Here is a 17,034-nt window from a genome sequence, read left to right as displayed (position 1 = left end):
AAACAAAGCACATACTAAAAAAGTAATCTGAAATTGAAAAAGGAGATTATGAACAATGAGAATGAAAAAGTTTATCGCAATCTTATCAATCGTGAGCATGATGGCAGTAGGCGCTGCAGGATGCGGAAGCTCTTCTGACACAGCAACAACAGATGACACAGCATCCACAGACACAACGACTGAGGAGAGCACAGACACATCTTCCTCAGACTGGGATGCGGCAAGCGCAATCACAGTTGTTTCCCGTGAGGAAGGTTCCGGAACAAGAGGTGCTTTCACAGAGCTGTTCGGTGTTGTAGATGATGATGACAACGATATGACAACTCTTGACGCTCAGGTTACAAACAGCACATCTGTTATGATGACAACTGTTTCTGAGAATGAGTACGCAATCGGATATATCTCTCTTGGATCTCTTGATGAGTCTCTTGTAAAGGCTGTTAAGATCGACGGAGCAGACGCGACTGCAGAGAACATTGAGAACGGATCCTACAAAGTATCCAGACCGTTCAACGTAGCTGTAAAACCGGATCTTGACAACGCGGTTGCAACAGACTTCATGGCATTCATCATGAGCACAGAGGGACAGGCAGTTGTTGCTGACGAGGGATACATCCCGGTAGCTGATGTGGAAGCTTACGCAGGAGAGGCTCCGGAAGGAAGCTGCGTAGTAGGAGGATCTTCTTCCGTATCTCCGCTGATGGAGAAACTGATCGAGGCTTATGCCGCAGTGAACCCGAACGCATCTATCGAGCTTCAGACATCCGACTCTACAACAGGTATGACATCTACAATCGAGGGAAGCTATGACATCGGTATGGCATCCAGAGAGCTTAAAGACGAAGAGGCTGCTGAGCTTGAGGGAACTGTAATCGCTACAGACGGTATCGCTGTAATCGTTAACCAGGGCAACCCGACAGATGACCTGTCCGTAGATCAGGTAAAGAGCATCTACCTTGGCGATGTTACAACATGGGATGCAATCTAAGAAATTAAGAAAGATATATTGAGTTTCTAAAGGAACAGATTTCCACTTGTTTAAGAGCCGGGCAGATATGAGAGATGTCTTCCCGGCTCATTAGGAGAAAAAATGAAATCAAAAGCATGGACTGAAAAATTCATGCAGGGAGTATTTTTCGTCGCCGCGTGTGCCTCTGTGCTTGCGGTGGCGCTCATATGTGTATTCCTGTTCGCTAACGGAATCCCTGCAATGAGTGAAATTGGATTTGTAAAGTTTATAACAGGAGAGATCTGGCGCCCGAACAGCGAACAGTTTGGAATCCTCCCGATGATCGTGGGAAGTCTTTATGTGACGGCCGGCGCGATTATCTTCGGAGTGCCGATCGGTATCCTGACTTCTGTCTTCATGGCGATGTACTGCCCGAAGCAGATATACAAACCGCTGAAGGCGGCGACAGAGCTTCTCGCCGGGATCCCGTCGGTTATCTACGGTTTCTTCGGACTGGTTGTAGTTGTGCCGCTCATCCGTCAGTTTGGTACGATGCTGTACAGAGCGGGGCTTGTGGACAATCCCGGAAACGGAAACAGTATCCTGACCGCTTCCCTGATCCTCGGAATGATGATCCTCCCGACCATCATCGGTACGACAGAGAGCGCCATGCGCGCAGTGCCCGCACATTATTATGAAGGTTCTCTTGCTCTGGGGGCGACAAAGGAGAGAAGTATCTTCCGCGTTATCATCCCCGCTGCGAAGTCCGGTGTGATCGCCGGCATCGTGCTCGGAATCGGCCGTGCAATCGGCGAGACCATGGCGGTTATTATGATCGTCGGAAACCAGGCGCGGCTGACAGGCAGCATCCTCCAGGGAATCCGTACACTGACCGGAAACATCGTAATTGAGATGGGATATGCAACAGGGCTCCACAGGGAAGCGCTGATCGCTACGGGAGTTGTTCTCTTCGTATTTATCCTTATCATCAATTTCAGCGTTGCGCTGCTGAAGAGGGGGGCAGATCATGAATAAGGAAAAGATGGTGAATAAAACAACTTTTCAGGATAAGCTGAAGACTTATCTGAAGCATCCGGGCTCATTTATCATGATGCTGCTCGTGATGCTGGCGTCGTTCATCACATTTGCAGTGCTGATCTTCCTGATCGCCTATATTCTTGTAAACGGCGTGCCGCATATCACACCGTCGCTTTTCTCACTCGAGTACAGCTCGGAGAACGCATCGGTTGTGCCGGCCTTCGTCAACACGATCGTGATGACACTGCTCTCACTGGTCATTGCAGTACCTTTCGGAATCTTCTCCGCGATCTTCCTTGTGGAGTACGCGAAGAGAGGAAATAAATTCGTGGAAGTGATCCGTCTTACGACAGAAACGCTTTCCGGTATTCCGTCCATCGTATACGGACTTTTCGGTATGCTGTTCTTCGTAAACGCGCTGGGTTGGGGCTTCTCCCTTCTGGCAGGCGCTTTCACAATCGCAATTATGATTCTTCCGCTGATCATGAGGACGACGGAAGAGGCATTAAAAGCTGTGCCGGACTCCTACCGCGAGGGAAGCTTCGGACTGGGCGCGGGAAAACTGCGTACCGTGTTCCGCATCGTGCTCCCGTCCGCGATCCCGGGCGTCCTGGCCGGCGTGATCCTGGCAATCGGACGTATTGTCGGCGAGACGGCGGCTCTGATGTACACATCGGGAACCGTCGCGCAGATCCCGGACAGTGTGTTCGGATCCGGGCGTACCCTGGCGCTTCACATGTATGTGCTTTCGAGTGAAGGACTTTACATGGACCAGGCCTATGCGACAGCGGTGATCCTGCTTGTGCTTGTCGTGGGAATCAACGCGATTTCAAGTGTGATTGCGAGAAAGCTTACAACTGTATAAATTGTGAAAAAACTGTGAAAGGGGACGTAGTGAAATTGAATTTGGGTACGTCCCAAAATGAAGAAAGGTAAAGGATATGTCAAAGATAAGTATCAGGAATCTTGATTTATATTACGGAGATTTCAAGGCTCTCAAAGATGTAAATCTTGAAATCGAAGCGAACAAGATCACCGCGTTCATCGGCCCTTCCGGATGCGGTAAATCGACTCTGCTCAAGTCCATCAACCGTATGAACGACCTGGTGGAAGGCTGCCGGATCGAGGGTACGATTGAGCTGGACGGCGAGAATATTTTCAAGGGCATGGACGTAAACATGTTAAGGAAACGTGTCGGAATGGTGTTCCAGAAGCCGAACCCGTTCCCCATGAGCATTTATGACAATATTGCATACGGACCGAGAACACACGGTGTCCGTTCCAAGGCAAAGCTGGATGATATCGTAGAGCGTTCTCTTCGAAATGCGGCAATCTGGGACGAGTGCAAAGACCGTCTTAAGACAAGCGCGCTCGGCATGTCCGGCGGACAGCAGCAGAGACTCTGCATCGCGAGAGCGCTTGCGGTGGAGCCGGAAGTCCTTCTGATGGATGAGCCGACATCTGCCCTTGACCCGATTTCCACATCCAAAATCGAGGATCTTGCGATGGAGCTGAAAAAAGACTATACTATAGTCATGGTTACACACAACATGCAGCAGGCAGTCCGTGTATCCGACAATACGGCCTTCTTCCTTCTCGGAGAAGTGGTAGAGTACAATGATACGGAAAAATTATTCTCTATACCGTCTGATAAGAGAACAGAAGACTATATCACAGGGAGGTTCGGTTAAATTATGCGCAACAGATTTGATGAGCAGCTGCATTCTCTCGAAGTGCAGCTCACACATATGGGAGAACTCTGCGAGACTGCAATTTCCAAGGCGACTCAGGCGCTTAAAGACGGCAGCATCGAGCAGGCGAAAATTATTATTGAGGAAGATGAGGAGATCGACCAGATCGAGAAAGATATTGAGAGACTGTGCTTAAAGCTTCTGCTCCAGCAGCAGCCGGTGGCAAAGGATTTAAGAAGAATTTCCGCCGCGCTTAAGATGATTACGGATATGGAACGGATCGGCGATCAGACTTCGGATATCGCGGAGATCATTATCTCGTCAAAAGGAGTCGCAGCGACTGATGAGATCCACGTGATCGGAAACATGGCTTCCGAGGTCAGCAAGATGGTCCGCAACAGTGTGACTGCCTATGTAAACAAAGATCTTGAACTGGCCAGAAGTGTCATGAAGGCGGACGATCAGATCGACCTGTATTTCGACGAAGTGCGCGATGAAATGATTGACTTTATCAAGGAAGAAAAAGGCGAGAACGGCAAGAGAATTTTCGACCTGATCATGGTTACAAAATATCTGGAGCGTATCGGCGATCATGCGACGAATATTGCCGAGTGGGTGGAATTTTCCATCACAGGCGTTCACAAAGACAGCGCAGTGATACACGAAAGTTAAGGAAACAGATGAAGGAGAACTGAGAGCATGATATATTGCGTGGAAGATGACGACAACATCCGAGAGCTTGTAATATATACACTGGAAACAACCGGGCTTAAGGCCAGAGGGTTTGCAGACGGTTCTGCTTTTATGGAGGCTCTGGCGTTTGATACGCCGGAGCTTATTTTGCTGGATATCATGCTGCCGGGAGACGACGGGCTGGAGCTTTTAAGAAAGCTGAAATCCTCACCCAAGACAAAAGGGATTCCGGTGATTATGGTGACGGCAAAAGGATCCGAGTACGATAAGGTGGTAGGGCTGGATTCCGGTGCGGATGACTATGTGACAAAACCTTTCGGTATGATGGAACTTGTATCCAGAATTAAGGCGGTCTTAAGGCGGAGCGGAAAAGTCGAGGACCGGATGGATATGGAGACGTCGGGAGTTCATGTGGATGTGAAAAAACATGAGGTTACGGTGGACGGAAAGGCAGTTGCGCTTACGCTTAAGGAATTTGAGCTTCTCGAAAAGCTGATGCGGAACCAGGGAATTGTTCTTACAAGAGATCAGCTCCTGACGGAGATATGGGGGTACGACTTTGACGGAGAGACAAGAACCGTTGATGTGCATATCCGGACTCTGCGGCAGAAGCTGGGAGAAAAAGGCGAGATTATCCAGACTGTGCGCGGCGTCGGATATCGTGTCGGAGGGGCTGCATGAGAAAGAAAATTCAGAGAAGTATGGTGCTGATATTATCGGTTACTCTGCTTCTCTCTTTTATAATGTTGACAGTGATTATGTATAACAGGAACCTGTCGATTCTGGAGTCGGAGGTCCGCCAGGAGGCGCGGTATATTCAGACGGCGGTGAATATATCGGGACCCCAGTATCTGGATGTGATGGACGGAGTAGACTGGGATACCCGTGTAACCCGGATTACGGAAGACGGGGAAGTACTCTATGATACCGGGCGCGACGGAAGTGAGCTGGACAATCACAGTGAGAGAGAAGAAGTAAAAGAGGCGCTGGCTGACGGAGAAGGAGAAGATGTCAGAATGTCGGATACACTCGGGCAGGAGATGTATTACTATGCGATTCTTCTGGACGATGGTACCATTCTGCGCGCTGCCAGATCCATGGACAGCCTCGCCGGAACCGCGCTGGATATCCTGCCGGTGATGGCGGGACTTGCGGCTGTGATGCTTCTTGTCGCGTTTTTCCTCGCAAAGTGGCAGACAAAGAAACTGATCCGGCCGATCAATGAACTGGATCTGGAACATCCGCTGGAAAATACAGTCTATGAGGAACTGACCCCGTTCCTCGAGGCCATGGACCGTCAGAATAAGGAGAAGGAAGCTGTCGCGAACATGCGCAAGGAATTTTCTGCAAATGTCTCCCATGAGCTGAAGACTCCTCTTACCTCCATCTCCGGCTATGCGGAGATTATGAAAAACGGTATGGTGCGTCCGGCGGATATCCCGGTATTTTCAGAACGGATTTATAAAGAGGCGCGCCGTCTGATTACTCTTGTGGAAGATATTATCAAGCTTTCCAAGCTGGACGAGGAATCTGTGGAACTGGAAAAAGAAGAGGTGGATCTCTACGATCTGACACGGGAGACGATCAGCCGTCTGGCGCCTCAGGCATTGCAGAAAAATATCCGGATGGAGATCTCCGGTGAGCCGGTTATCTATGTCGGGATCCGTCAGATTCTCGATGAGATGATATACAATGTGTGCGAAAACGCCATCAAATACAATAATGACGGCGGACGGGTGTCTGTCTGGGTGGGAGACACACTGGAAGGGCCGAAGGTGAGTGTAAGAGATACCGGAATCGGTATTCCCAGGGAGCATCATGAACGGATTTTCGAGAGGTTTTACAGAGTGGACAAAAGCCACTCCAAGGAGCGCGGAGGCACCGGACTGGGACTTTCCATTGTAAAGCACGGCGCTCTGCTTCACGGAGCGAAAGTGAGTGTGGACAGTGAACCCGGCAGGGGAACACGGATTGAAATGCAGTTCCCCAGAAAAGAAAAAAACCTGCCTGAAACCGCGGGAAATGAAACAGACAGAGAAGTTTAAGGAGGCGGAATGCCTCCTTTTATTTTTGCTTTTGCTTAAGCAAGAATTCTAAAAATATGAGCAAAATGCAAATTGACGATAGTTCTGTTTTCACGTATGCTGTAAATAAATAAAGCGGTGCAATTCGATTTGGAAGAAAGGGGAATCATTGTGAAAGAGTGTACGAGAGGAAGAGTGACCATACCGACAGATGTTGACGTAGTACCGGAGACACTGGAACTTGTGGAACGCTGGGGAGCGGACGCGATCCGCGACTGCGACGGAACGGACTATCCGGAGGAACTGAAAAATGTAGACGCGAAAGTATATTCTACCTATTATACAACGCGCAAGGACAACGAGTGGGCGAAGGCAAATCCGGACGAGATCCAGCAGATGTACATCATGACTCCGTTTTACACGGCGGTGGATGATGAACTTTCCATTCACCTTATGAACCATCTGTATCCGGACATGCTGAAAGTCAACGACAGGGATGACATTCAGAGATGGTGGGAAGTGACAGACCGTACAACAGGCGGGACGGTTCCGTGTTCCGACTGGAGCTACGACGCGGGCACAGGCGACGTAACCATCCATCGTGCGAAGAAATTCCATGACTATACGGTAAGTTTTCTGGCTTATATCATGTGGGATCCGGTGCATATGTACAATGCGGTGACAAATGGCTGGACAAATTTTGAGAAACAGATCACCTTCGATGTGCGCCAGCCGAAGACGCGGGAATATTCCATGAAACGCCTGCGCAGATATCTGGAGGAGAATCCCCATGTGGATGTGATCCGTTTTACGACTTTTTTCCATCAGTTTACACTTATTTTTGATGAACTGGCAAGAGAAAAATACGTGGACTGGTACGGATACTCCGCATCAGTGAGCCCGTATATTCTGGAGCAGTTCGAGCAGGAAGCGGGATATAAGTTCCGTCCGGAATTTATCATCGACCAGGGATATATGAACAATCCGTATCGGATTCCCTCCAAAGAGTTTCTGGATTTTCAGGCGTTCCAGAGACGTGAGGTGGCGCGCCTTGCCAAAGAGATGGTGGATATCACCCATGAATACGGAAAAGAGGCGATGATGTTCCTCGGCGACCACTGGATCGGCATGGAGCCGTTTATGGATGAATTTAAGAAGATCGGCCTGGACGCGGTTGTGGGAAGCGTCGGAAACGGATCGACGCTGCGCCTGATCAGCGACATCGAAGGCGTGAAATACACGGAAGGACGTCTTCTTCCCTATTTCTTCCCGGATACGTTCCACGAGGGCGGCGATCCGGTGAAGGAGGCCAAAGTGAACTGGGTGACGGCAAGAAGGGCGATTTTGAGAAAGCCGATCGACCGCATCGGTTACGGCGGATACCTGAAACTGGCAATGCAGTTCCCGGATTTCATCGATTATGTGGAGAGTGTGTGCGGGGAATTCCGCACTCTGTATGAAAACATCAAGGGAACGACGCCGTACTGCATCCGGAAAGTGGCTGTCCTCAACTGCTGGGGCAAAATGCGCGCATGGGGAAATCATATGGTTCACCACGCGATCTACTACAAACAGAATTACTCCTATGCGGGAGTGATCGAGGCGCTCAGCGGCGCTCCGTTTGATGTGAAATTTATCAGTTTTGACGATATCCGTGAAAATCCGGAGATTTTAAGCGATGTGGATGTTGTGCTGAATATCGGCGACGCAGACACAGCATATACGGGCGGAAAAGAGTGGACGGATGAGAGAATCGTCACAGCCGTGAAAGAATTTATCTACAACGGCGGCGGATATATCGGAGTGGGCGAGCCTGCGGCGCACCAGTACGAGGGACACTTCTTCCAGCTTGCCACTGTAATGGGAGTGGAAAAAGAGACAGGATTTACACTGAATGTGGACAAATACAACTGGGAAGAGCACGATCACTTTATCACGGCGGACTGTGAGGGCGAGATTGACTTCGGAGAGGGCAAGAAAAACATCTATGCGCTTGACGGAACGACGGTTCTTGTACAGAGAGACAGGGAAGTACAGCTTGCGGTAAACGAGTTCGGAAAGGGAAGATGCGTTTACATCAGCGGCCTTCCCTACAGCTTTGAAAACAGCCGCATTCTGTACCGCTCGATTCTCTGGTCATCCCACGACGAGGAGAATCTGAACAGATGGTTCAGTACGAACGTTAATGTGGAAGTCCACGCATATGTGAAAAATAATAAATTCTGTGTGGTCAACAACACATATGTGCCCCAGTCGACCACGGTGTACAGGGGAGACGGAAGCAGCTTTGACCTGGACCTTGAGGCCAACGGAATCTACTGGTATGAGATTTAGGAGTCCTGTTTCCTCGAATGTGTCTGTCTGTACTTCATTGGGGTGACGCCGTATTTTTTCCGGAATATCTGTGTGAAATACGACTGAGAAGAAAAACCGGTCGAAACGGCGATGTTTGAGATGGAGTGATCGGTATCTTTCAATAAAGTACAGGCGTTTTCCAGCCGGCGCTGATTTAGGTACTGGATTGGAGACAGTCCGGTGTACCGCGTGAATGAGTGTGCCATATAGTATTTGTTCATGTGCGTCATTTCGGCCAGCGTATCCAGGGTGATATGCTTTGAATAGTTGGCGTCAAGATAAGATTTGATCTGCGCGCATTCCTTGGACATATGTCCGGAACGGATCGGGACCGGGACGAGATGCTGGGCTCTGATAAGACGCAGGATCACGATTTCCAGGAAATTCTGGCAGATCTTGTCCGCGCCGTATTTGTTGTTCCGTATCTCATACAGCATCTGGTCGAACAGTTCGGCGAAAAAAGAACGGTGTTCGATATTGCAGAAAATCTGCGGGCCTTTCTGCTGGTCTTCCGGCAGAAAGGTGACCCCGCCGATCCCGAGAGAATAGTATTCCAGAGGATCTTCCGGCGAGGACTGCTCCGTGTGTTCGAGATAGGGCGGAATGATGACGAGATCTCCGGTTTTGATCGGGCGGGATTCGTCACGGAAGCGGAAACTGCCGCTGCCGTTTGCAACGAAAAACAGTTCGGTAAATTCGTGGGTGTGCAGCAGACTGCTCCAGTCTTTTTCGTATTTTGACAGAGAGACATAGAGCAGATGTACGTTCAGTTTTTCAATATCTGTATCTCCGATCGAGTAATGGCGGTGGCTCATCGTGTATTTTTCTCCTTTTCTGCATGAAATCAGGAATCCCTTATAAGATATTATAGTACAAAAGCGGACAGGGGAACAACAAATATAAAAAACTGTCTTTTTAACGGTGGAAAGAGTGCTGGAAGGAAAATATTGTGAATAATCCATAAATGAAAAGCGGAATCTCCGATGTGAAATTAGTTATTTGTGATGAAAAAATATATAAAAATTAACCCCAAAATGGAGAAAATAGCAATATTTATAAAAGAAAAGACAATAAATGTATAGAAAATCAACAGGAAAAGAGAGATGATGAACATATCAATAAAGGAGGTAAAATTTATGAAAAGGAAAGTAGTCAAGAAAGTGCTGGCAGTTTCTCTCGTGTCTGCGATGACAGTGGGACTGCTTGCAGCGTGCGGAAGTGACTCGGGCAGCGGAAGCTCAGACGGTGGAAGCTCGGACGGCGGTTCAAGCGACAACGTGCTGAAGGTTGCGGCTTTCGAGGGCGGTAACGGCGCAGAGATCTGGAAGCAGATCACAGCAGCGTTTGAAGAAGAGTATGACTGTGAGGTTGAGCTTGAATTATCATCCGAGCTTGACCAGGTACTGACAAAGAACATTCAGAACGGAGATGTTCCGGACGTTGTTTATTACAACCTGGGACAGGAGAGCGGATTCACAGAGACAATGCTCAAGGAGCAGGCTGTAGCTGATATCTCTGATGTGTTCGACGATGAACTGAGAGGCAAGATGCTGGACGGTATCCTCGACGGTACAGACGCACAGCCTTACGGAGACGGCAAGATCTATCTTGCACCGATCTTCTATACACCGACAGGATTCTGGTACAATGCGACTCTGGTAGGTGAAGGAAAACAGTATGCGCTTCCGACAACATGGGACGAGTTCTTCGCACTGGGTGAGCAGGCGAAGGCGGACGGAAGATCGCTCTTCACATATCCGCAGCCGGGTTACTTTGACGCAACAATCTACGCGATGCTGGCTCAGGCAGGCGGACTGGATTACTACAACAGCGCGCTTGAGTACGATGCGGATACATGGACTTCCGAAGAGGGAACAAAAGTGCTTGAGACAATCTCAGAGCTTGTATCCAATTATCTCTTCGCTGATACAGTATCCAACGCGAACACAGACGGCGGATTCAAGATCAATCAGCAGGCGGTTATCGACGGCGATGCTCTGTTTATGCCGAACGGAAACTGGGTAATTGGTGAGATGGCAAACTCCACACCGTCAGATTACGAGTGGGGAATGATGGGTGTTCCGAAGTGGAGCGCAGACGAGACACAGGCTGTCTACACATTCACAGAGCAGATGTGGATTCCGGCAGATGCTCCGAACATTGATCTTGCAAAAGAATTTATTAAGTTTATGTACTCTGATACAGTAGTTGATCTCTGCCTCGCTAACAAGACAACGAATGCAGAGACAGGCGAAGAGTCTGACGCTCCGATCGTAGTTCCTGTAAAGGGCGCTGCTGACAAGCTTCCGGAAGGCGTGACAAAAGATTCTTACGCTGCATCAACAGCAGATGATGTTGTAGCTGTCACAGGTACATGGGCAACAACGGCTCCGATCGAAGGTCTGAACATGAAAGACGCGGTTTACAAACCGATCGACTCCATCAGCACAGGCGATATGAGTGTTGAAGAGTGGCAGGAGCAGCTCGTAGGAGTATGGGAGCAGTGTGCTGGCGCACTTGAATAAAAAAGTAAGAGGAAAGTGTTACGGGAAACGGTGAGTTTATTAAGCTCACCGTTTTTAAGAAAAGGAGAGGGATTATGAACAGAAAACGGGCACAGGGCAGATTTGTCTTTTTCTGTATAGCCCCGGCGGCTATACTGGTTACGCTTTTTGTATTTATTCCGACGATCAATGTATTCAGAATGTCCCTGTACCGTATGGGAGGGATCACGAACAGGAAGACTTTTGTCGGGCTGAATAACTTCAAGTCGCTGTTTAACGATACGAATTTCCTGCAGGCAATGCAGAATACAATTGCGATTATCGTTCTGGTAACAATTTGTACGATTATTTTCGCGGTGCTGTTTGCGGCGATTCTGTCGCGCAGCAATGTAAAAGGGAAAAACTTCTTCCGCGTGATTTTCTACATCCCCAATATTTTGAGTATTGTAGTTATCGCGGGTATTTTCGGTGCGATTTACAATCCGAGCACCGGTCTTCTGAACACGTTTCTGGAGGCCATCGGACTTGATTTTCTTACGCAGCAGTGGATGGGAAACCAGAGGATTGTACTGTACTCGATTATTTTCGCGCTTGTGTGGCAGGCGATCGGTTACTATATGGTAATGTATATGGCCAGCATGGCCGCGATCCCGGAGGATCTGTATGAGGCCGCGTCTCTGGACGGAGCTTCGGAGATGAAGATCTTCTTCCAGGTGACTCTGCCGCTGATCTGGAGCAATATTCGGACAACGCTGACATTCTACATTATCAGTACGATTAACCTGAGCTTCCAGTTTGTACAGATCATGTCCAACGGAGGACCGAACGGACACTCGGAAGTTGTGCTGAACTATATGTACAAACAGGCATACGGAGCGAGCGTGTACGGCTATGGTATGGCGATAGGCGTTGTGATCTTTGTCTTCTCGTTTGCGCTGGCGGCGATCGTAAATAAGATCACTGACAGAGAAGTTCTGGAATTCTAAAGGGGGCGGAGACAGTATGAAAAAAGATGTAAAAGTATCAGGCATTATTTTGAAAATTGTCATCTATATCGCCCTGATCGCAATGACGATCTCCATTATCGTGCCTGTGGCATGGGTGTTTATGGCAAGTTTTAAGCGCAATGCCGAATTTATCGGCAAAGGGGTCAATCCCTGGGCGCTGCCGGAACAGCTGCAGTATCAGAACTACATCACCGCATTCATTGATGCGGAGATCGGCAAGTTTTTCCTGAATTCCGTGATCGTGACCGCACTGGCGCTTGTGCTTCTGCTTCTCTTTGCTCTGCCGGCGTCCTATGCGCTGTCCCGTTTTGAGTTCAGAGGAAAGAAGATATTAAACGCGGCGTTTATGGCCGGGCTGTTCGTGAATATCAGCTATATTGTAGTTCCGATCTTCCTGATGTTAAGCGGCGCGAACCGTGCGCTGGGAGTGGACTTTTTCCTGGACAACAGGTTTATACTGGCGCTTGTATATGCGGCAAGTTCCCTGTCGTTCTCCATCTACCTTCTGAGCAGTTATTTTAAGACGCTGCCGAAAGGATTTGAGGAGGCGGCCTACATTGACGGCTGCGGATATTTAAAGACGATGGTAAAGATCATGATACCGATGGCGAAGCCGAGTATTCTGACCGTTATCCTGTTCCAGTTCCTTTCCTTCTGGAACGAGTATATCATCGCCTTCACTCTCATGGATGAGCACAGCACGCTTGCTGTGGGACTGAAAAACCTGATGGCAGTCGAGAGAACGGCGACGAACTATGGTATCATGTACGCCGGACTTGTCATCGTTATGATACCTGTATTAGTGCTCTACGTCTGCCTGCAGAAGCAGCTGACAAAGGGCATGACGCTTGGCGGACTGAAAGGATAGGAGGAAATAGTAATGAACAGTGCAGTGAGAAATATCATTATGGTTGTTGTCTTTATTGTTTGCCTCGCCCTTGTTATAATGGGACAGAAGAATATCAGCGCTGCCGGGCTTGGAATGGAGCTGGCCGGTCTGGCCGGACTGCTTGTCCTGCTGTATCTCTATAACAGAAGATATAAGTGAGGAACGGGCACACATAAGAGACTCGTATACATGAGAGATCTGTATACAAAAAGGACTCCCGCTGTCATATCTTCGATATACGGCGGGAGTCTTGTATATCAGCCGGAAAGTATTCCGCGTCTGTGCAGAAGCACTGGCCCTTCAGATTCCGGAGGCGTTCGGAAGCGTGGGAGGATACGGGCGTCCGGAAATCAGCCGGGTTCCGTCGGTGAATCCCTCGGGCCGGCCGGTCAGAGAATTAATCAGGAGGGAACGGAGGTACCCGATTCTCTCCCGGCAGGAGTCAGAGCCGATCAGATTGTGAAGCTCGTGCGGATCGTCGTCTAAACGGAAGTACTGTTCTTCCCCGGTCTGGGAGTACCAGATGTATTTATCCTTTCCGGTCACGATCCAGTGGTTGGAAAACTCGCCGTAGGAGTGTTCTCCGTGGAGCCAGGAACGGCCGGTTTTCTCCGGGTTTTCCGCGAGCGGCAGCAGGTTCATTCCGTCCACGCACTCCGGGATGTCTGCTCCCGCGATGGACAGAAGCGTGGGCATGACGTCGCGCAGTTCCGCAATGCTGCGGCAGACGCTGTGGGGCTTAAGCCCGGGAAGCACATTTTTCCCCGCGCTGATCAGCAGGGGGATATGACAGCTTCCCTCGTACGGACGGGATTTGCGGAACATATGGTGGTCGCAGAGTTCTTCCCCGTGATCGGAAGTGAACAGGATCACCGTATCGTCGTAGAGCTCCTGCTCGACGAGCGCCATGATCAGCCGTCCGATCTGATGGTCGAGATGAGTGATGCATGCATAGTAGCCGATCTGTGCCTGACGGGCCAGTTCCGGATCGGCGGGACCTGTTTTTGAGTCGAAGATGCGGCCGTCCCGTCTCAGGTATTCGTCTGTCTCCCAGTCCCCTGTAAACGGCGGACGAAGCTCCATGTCCCGGTAGAGACGGAAGTAGTAGTCGGGCGCGTCAAAGGGCGGATGGGGACGCAGGTAGGACGCCATGAGGAAGAAGGGCCTGCGCGGATCTCTTCTTCTCAGGAAATCGAGGCTCCTGTCTGTAACCCAGTTGGTCGGATGATATTTTTCCTCGTGCATCCAGGGACGGGCCAGGTAGCTGTTGCAGTCGATTCCGGTGTCGGTGACATCTGCGCTGACTCCCAGGTTCTCCTTGAGCCAGTAGAAGTAATCGTCTGCGACAAACTGGGATTCCCGGTAGGGGACGCTTGCGTATCTCGCGCTGTGAAGGTATCCGTCGTGCAGTTCCACGTTGTGAAAGCCGAGATAATTACGGAGCGGGTGGACGTGCATCTTTCCGACGCACTGTGTGTAGTATCCCGCCCGGGAAAGCTCTTCCGCCATGGTGTGGTGATAGTTCCACGGAATGTTGTCCTCGTACCCGACCCGGCCGTGATGGCTCTGCTCCCTGCCGGTATGGAGCGCTGCGCGGGCAGCGATACAGCTGGGGCACGCGCTGTAAGCGGAATCAAAGACAACCCCGCGGGAGGCAAGGGTGTCCAGATACGGTGTTTTGACGTCCGGATGTCCGGCGTAACCGAGGCAGTCCCAGCGGAGCTGGTCTGTCATGATGAGTATGATATTGGGCTGTTTTGGTCTGTCCATGTTTTTTGCTCCTTTGTGTGATACTTACACGATAATACAAGGCAGAAAGAAAAGCAAGAGAAGATCTCGCAAAGAGCAGGAACCCTATGCCGGAAAACCGGGAGACAATTTAGAGAAGCAGCAGAAGAAAAAGCAAAAGAGGAATGGAAGAATGGCAACAGTTGGAATATTTTTCACAGTCAGCATTTTATCATCGATCATCGGGTCGATCTGTGGGATCGGCGGCGGAGTGATCATCAAACCGGTTCTGGATGCTACGGGGATTATGGATGTGAGCAGCATCAGCTTCCTGTCGGGGTGTACGGTGCTGGCCATGTCGGTTGTGTCAGTGTACAAAAATATCAGGGCAGGGGCCGCGAAGCTCAATGTAAAGATCGCGACCTTTCTCGCGCTGGGTGCGGCGGCCGGAGGCGTCGCGGGGAAGAGTATGTTCCAGGCGCTCAAAACCGCGGTCGGAAACGATAACCTGGTCGGAATGACGCAGGCTGTGGTGCTTATATTCATCACGCTCGGAACGCTTGTCTACACACTGAATCAGAAGCACATCCGCACAAGAAAATACGAGAGCGTGTGGCTCTGTGTTGTAATCGGGCTGCTGCTCGGCGTGATGTCCAGTTTCCTTGGAATCGGGGGCGGACCCATTAATCTTGTTGTCCTGGCGTGGTTTTTCTCCATGTCCACAAAAGAGGCTGCCTTAAGCTCCCTGTATATTATTATGCTCTCGCAGATAACGAGTCTTGCGCAGACATGCGTGACAGGGACGATACCGGATGTGAAGGCAGTCTATCTCGTGTTTATGGTGGCGGGAGGAATGCTGGGCGGCATGCTCGGCAGCAGAATTAACAAAAAGATTGATGACGAGAGCGTGAACAAGCTGTTCATTGCTCTTATGGCGGTAATTGTGGCGATCAATATATGGAACGCGGTGAAATTCGGACTTGCCGCATCATAGAAGCGGCGGTCAATATATGAAACAGAGGGAGGAATTATTTATGAATCGAGTATCTGAGGCACAGCTTAACGAGGCAATCAAAAACTTTGAATACGAAGGGCGCCTGACGGATGTGCGGCCGTTTGGCAACGGACACATCAATGACACGTACCTGCTGACGTTTGAAATCCGGGAGATGGGGAATCTGAAGGTGATCCTTCAGAGGATGAACAAGGAGATCTTCCGACAGCCCGTAGAGCTGATGGAAAATATCATCGCCGTCACGTCACATCTGAGAAAGAAGATTGTGGAGAACGGCGGAGATCCGGACAGGGAGACGCTCAATGTCATTCCCGCGCGGAACGGAAGGCCGTATTTTGTTGATTACAGAGGAGAATATTGGCGTTCTTATATTTTTATTACGGACGCAACGTGTTATGATAAGGTGGAGAGGCCGGAAGATTTCTACGAGAGCGCGCTGTCTTTCGGACGGTTCCAGAGACTGCTTGCCGATTTTCCGGCGGATACGCTTCATGAGACGATTGCGGGCTTCCATGACACGAAGGCGAGATTCCGCGTGTTTAAGGAAGCAGTGGAGCGGGATGTGTGCAAGCGTGCGGCGCATGTGCAGAAGGAGATTGATTTTGTGCTGGCTCACGAAGACGTGGCTCACGTGCTCGGGGACCTTCAGGAGAAGGGGGAGATCCCTCTGCGGGTTACGCACAATGACACAAAACTGAACAACATTATGATTGACAATAAGACACGAAAAGGAATCTGCGTGATCGACCTTGACACGGTGATGCCCGGACTCGCGGTAAATGACTTCGGGGATTCCATCCGGTTCGGCGCCAGCACAGGAGCGGAGGATGAAAGAGATCTGGACAGGGTAGAGCTCGACCTCGGACTGTTTGAAACTTATACGCGGGGATTCTTAAAAGGCTGCGGAGGAAAGCTGACGAAGAAGGAGACGGAGCTTCTGCCGATGGGAGCGAAGGTTATGACGTTCGAGTGCGGAATGCGTTTCCTCACAGACTACCTGGAAGGAGATCAGTATTTTAAGATCCACAGAGACGGCCATAACCTGGACCGGTGCCGCACGCAGTTTAAGCTGGTCGGGGACATGGAGAAAAAATGGGAGAGCATGCAGGAGATTGCGGCCCGTCAGTTTTAGCGGGCGGAA

General features: G+C 50.1%; 16 protein-coding genes. 14 read left to right on the top strand and 2 right to left on the bottom strand.

Annotation, left to right across the window (positions count from 1 at the left end; all coding sequences use genetic code 11):
• Nucleotides 1–55: 55 nt before the first annotated feature.
• The 8 genes from LKD70_RS11185 to gnpA all read left to right on the top strand — a co-directional run bounded on the left by LKD70_RS11185 (nt 56) and on the right by gnpA (nt 8,729).
• On the top strand, nt 56–988 hold the full coding sequence (locus LKD70_RS11185) for a substrate-binding domain-containing protein (protein WP_227708115.1): 933 nt from the start codon (nt 56–58) through the stop codon (nt 986–988).
• A gap of 102 nt (nt 989–1,090) precedes the next feature.
• Entirely contained in the window at nt 1,091–1,984 is an 894-nt protein-coding gene (gene pstC / locus LKD70_RS11180; protein WP_227708114.1) for a phosphate ABC transporter permease subunit PstC, read from the top strand.
• A gap of 7 nt (nt 1,985–1,991) precedes the next feature.
• Complete coding sequence (pstA, locus tag LKD70_RS11175) at nt 1,992–2,852, top strand: phosphate ABC transporter permease PstA (protein WP_227708127.1); 861 nt, start codon at nt 1,992–1,994, stop codon at nt 2,850–2,852.
• 76 nt (nt 2,853–2,928) lie between these two features.
• Complete coding sequence (gene pstB, locus LKD70_RS11170; RefSeq protein WP_227708113.1) at nt 2,929–3,678, top strand: phosphate ABC transporter ATP-binding protein PstB; 750 nt, start codon at nt 2,929–2,931, stop codon at nt 3,676–3,678.
• Between the two features lie 3 nt (nt 3,679–3,681).
• Nucleotides 3,682–4,350: a phosphate signaling complex protein PhoU gene (phoU, locus tag LKD70_RS11165; RefSeq protein ID WP_227708112.1), complete on the top strand. Its 669-nt coding sequence runs from the start codon at nt 3,682–3,684 to the stop codon at nt 4,348–4,350.
• Between the two features lie 27 nt (nt 4,351–4,377).
• The gene (locus LKD70_RS11160; protein ID WP_227708111.1) at nt 4,378–5,052 is read left to right on the top strand and encodes a response regulator transcription factor; all 675 of its coding nucleotides are present in this window, start codon (nt 4,378–4,380) and stop codon (nt 5,050–5,052) included.
• Nucleotides 5,049–6,416, top strand: a complete 1,368-nt coding sequence (locus LKD70_RS11155) for a sensor histidine kinase (protein ID WP_227708110.1) — start codon at nt 5,049–5,051, stop codon at nt 6,414–6,416. Before LKD70_RS11160 ends, LKD70_RS11155 begins: the two co-directional genes overlap by 4 nt.
• Before the next feature lie 150 nt (nt 6,417–6,566).
• A complete protein-coding gene (gene gnpA / locus LKD70_RS11150; protein WP_407690962.1) occupies nt 6,567–8,729 on the top strand; it encodes a 1,3-beta-galactosyl-N-acetylhexosamine phosphorylase in 2,163 nt (720 codons plus the stop codon).
• Here gnpA and LKD70_RS11145 read toward each other — a convergent pair.
• Nucleotides 8,726–9,565 carry an AraC family transcriptional regulator gene (locus tag LKD70_RS11145; RefSeq protein ID WP_227708109.1) on the bottom strand — a complete coding sequence of 280 codons (840 nt, stop codon included), beginning with the start codon at nt 9,563–9,565 and terminating at the stop codon, nt 8,726–8,728. The two genes, gnpA and LKD70_RS11145, sit on opposite strands and share 4 nt — an antisense overlap.
• Nucleotides 9,566–9,886: 321 nt before the next feature.
• Here LKD70_RS11145 and LKD70_RS11140 point away from each other — a divergent pair, with 321 nt between their 5' ends.
• The 4 genes from LKD70_RS11140 to LKD70_RS11125 all read left to right on the top strand — a co-directional run bounded on the left by LKD70_RS11140 (nt 9,887) and on the right by LKD70_RS11125 (nt 13,309).
• Nucleotides 9,887–11,275, top strand: a complete 1,389-nt coding sequence (locus tag LKD70_RS11140; protein WP_227708108.1) for a carbohydrate ABC transporter substrate-binding protein — start codon at nt 9,887–9,889, stop codon at nt 11,273–11,275.
• A 74-nt stretch (nt 11,276–11,349) separates the two neighbouring features.
• Nucleotides 11,350–12,240 (top strand): carbohydrate ABC transporter permease, encoded by an 891-nt coding sequence (locus LKD70_RS11135; RefSeq protein ID WP_227708107.1) that lies wholly within the window; start codon nt 11,350–11,352, stop codon nt 12,238–12,240.
• Nucleotides 12,241–12,256: 16 nt separating this feature from the next.
• Entirely contained in the window at nt 12,257–13,129 is an 873-nt protein-coding gene (locus LKD70_RS11130) for a carbohydrate ABC transporter permease (RefSeq protein WP_227708106.1), read from the top strand.
• Nucleotides 13,130–13,141: 12 nt separating this feature from the next.
• The gene (locus LKD70_RS11125) at nt 13,142–13,309 is read left to right on the top strand and encodes a DUF6903 family protein (protein WP_227708105.1); all 168 of its coding nucleotides are present in this window, start codon (nt 13,142–13,144) and stop codon (nt 13,307–13,309) included.
• A 141-nt stretch (nt 13,310–13,450) separates the two neighbouring features.
• Here LKD70_RS11125 and LKD70_RS11120 read toward each other — a convergent pair whose 3' ends face one another.
• Complete coding sequence (locus tag LKD70_RS11120) at nt 13,451–14,920, bottom strand: arylsulfatase (RefSeq protein ID WP_227708104.1); 1,470 nt, start codon at nt 14,918–14,920, stop codon at nt 13,451–13,453.
• A gap of 151 nt (nt 14,921–15,071) precedes the next feature.
• Here LKD70_RS11120 and LKD70_RS11115 point away from each other — a divergent pair, with 151 nt between their 5' ends.
• Together LKD70_RS11115 and LKD70_RS11110 are read left to right on the top strand one after the other, a co-directional pair.
• Complete coding sequence (locus LKD70_RS11115) at nt 15,072–15,872, top strand: sulfite exporter TauE/SafE family protein (protein ID WP_227708103.1); 801 nt, start codon at nt 15,072–15,074, stop codon at nt 15,870–15,872.
• A gap of 40 nt (nt 15,873–15,912) precedes the next feature.
• Nucleotides 15,913–17,025 (top strand): phosphotransferase enzyme family protein, encoded by a 1,113-nt coding sequence (locus LKD70_RS11110; protein ID WP_227708102.1) that lies wholly within the window; start codon nt 15,913–15,915, stop codon nt 17,023–17,025.
• Nucleotides 17,026–17,034 lie beyond the last annotated feature (9 nt).

This window comes from Ruminococcus turbiniformis (assembly GCF_020687545.1).
GTDB classification, from domain to species: domain Bacteria; phylum Bacillota; class Clostridia; order Lachnospirales; family Lachnospiraceae; genus Mediterraneibacter; species Mediterraneibacter turbiniformis.
This window is presented reverse-complemented; position numbering and strand designations above follow the sequence as displayed.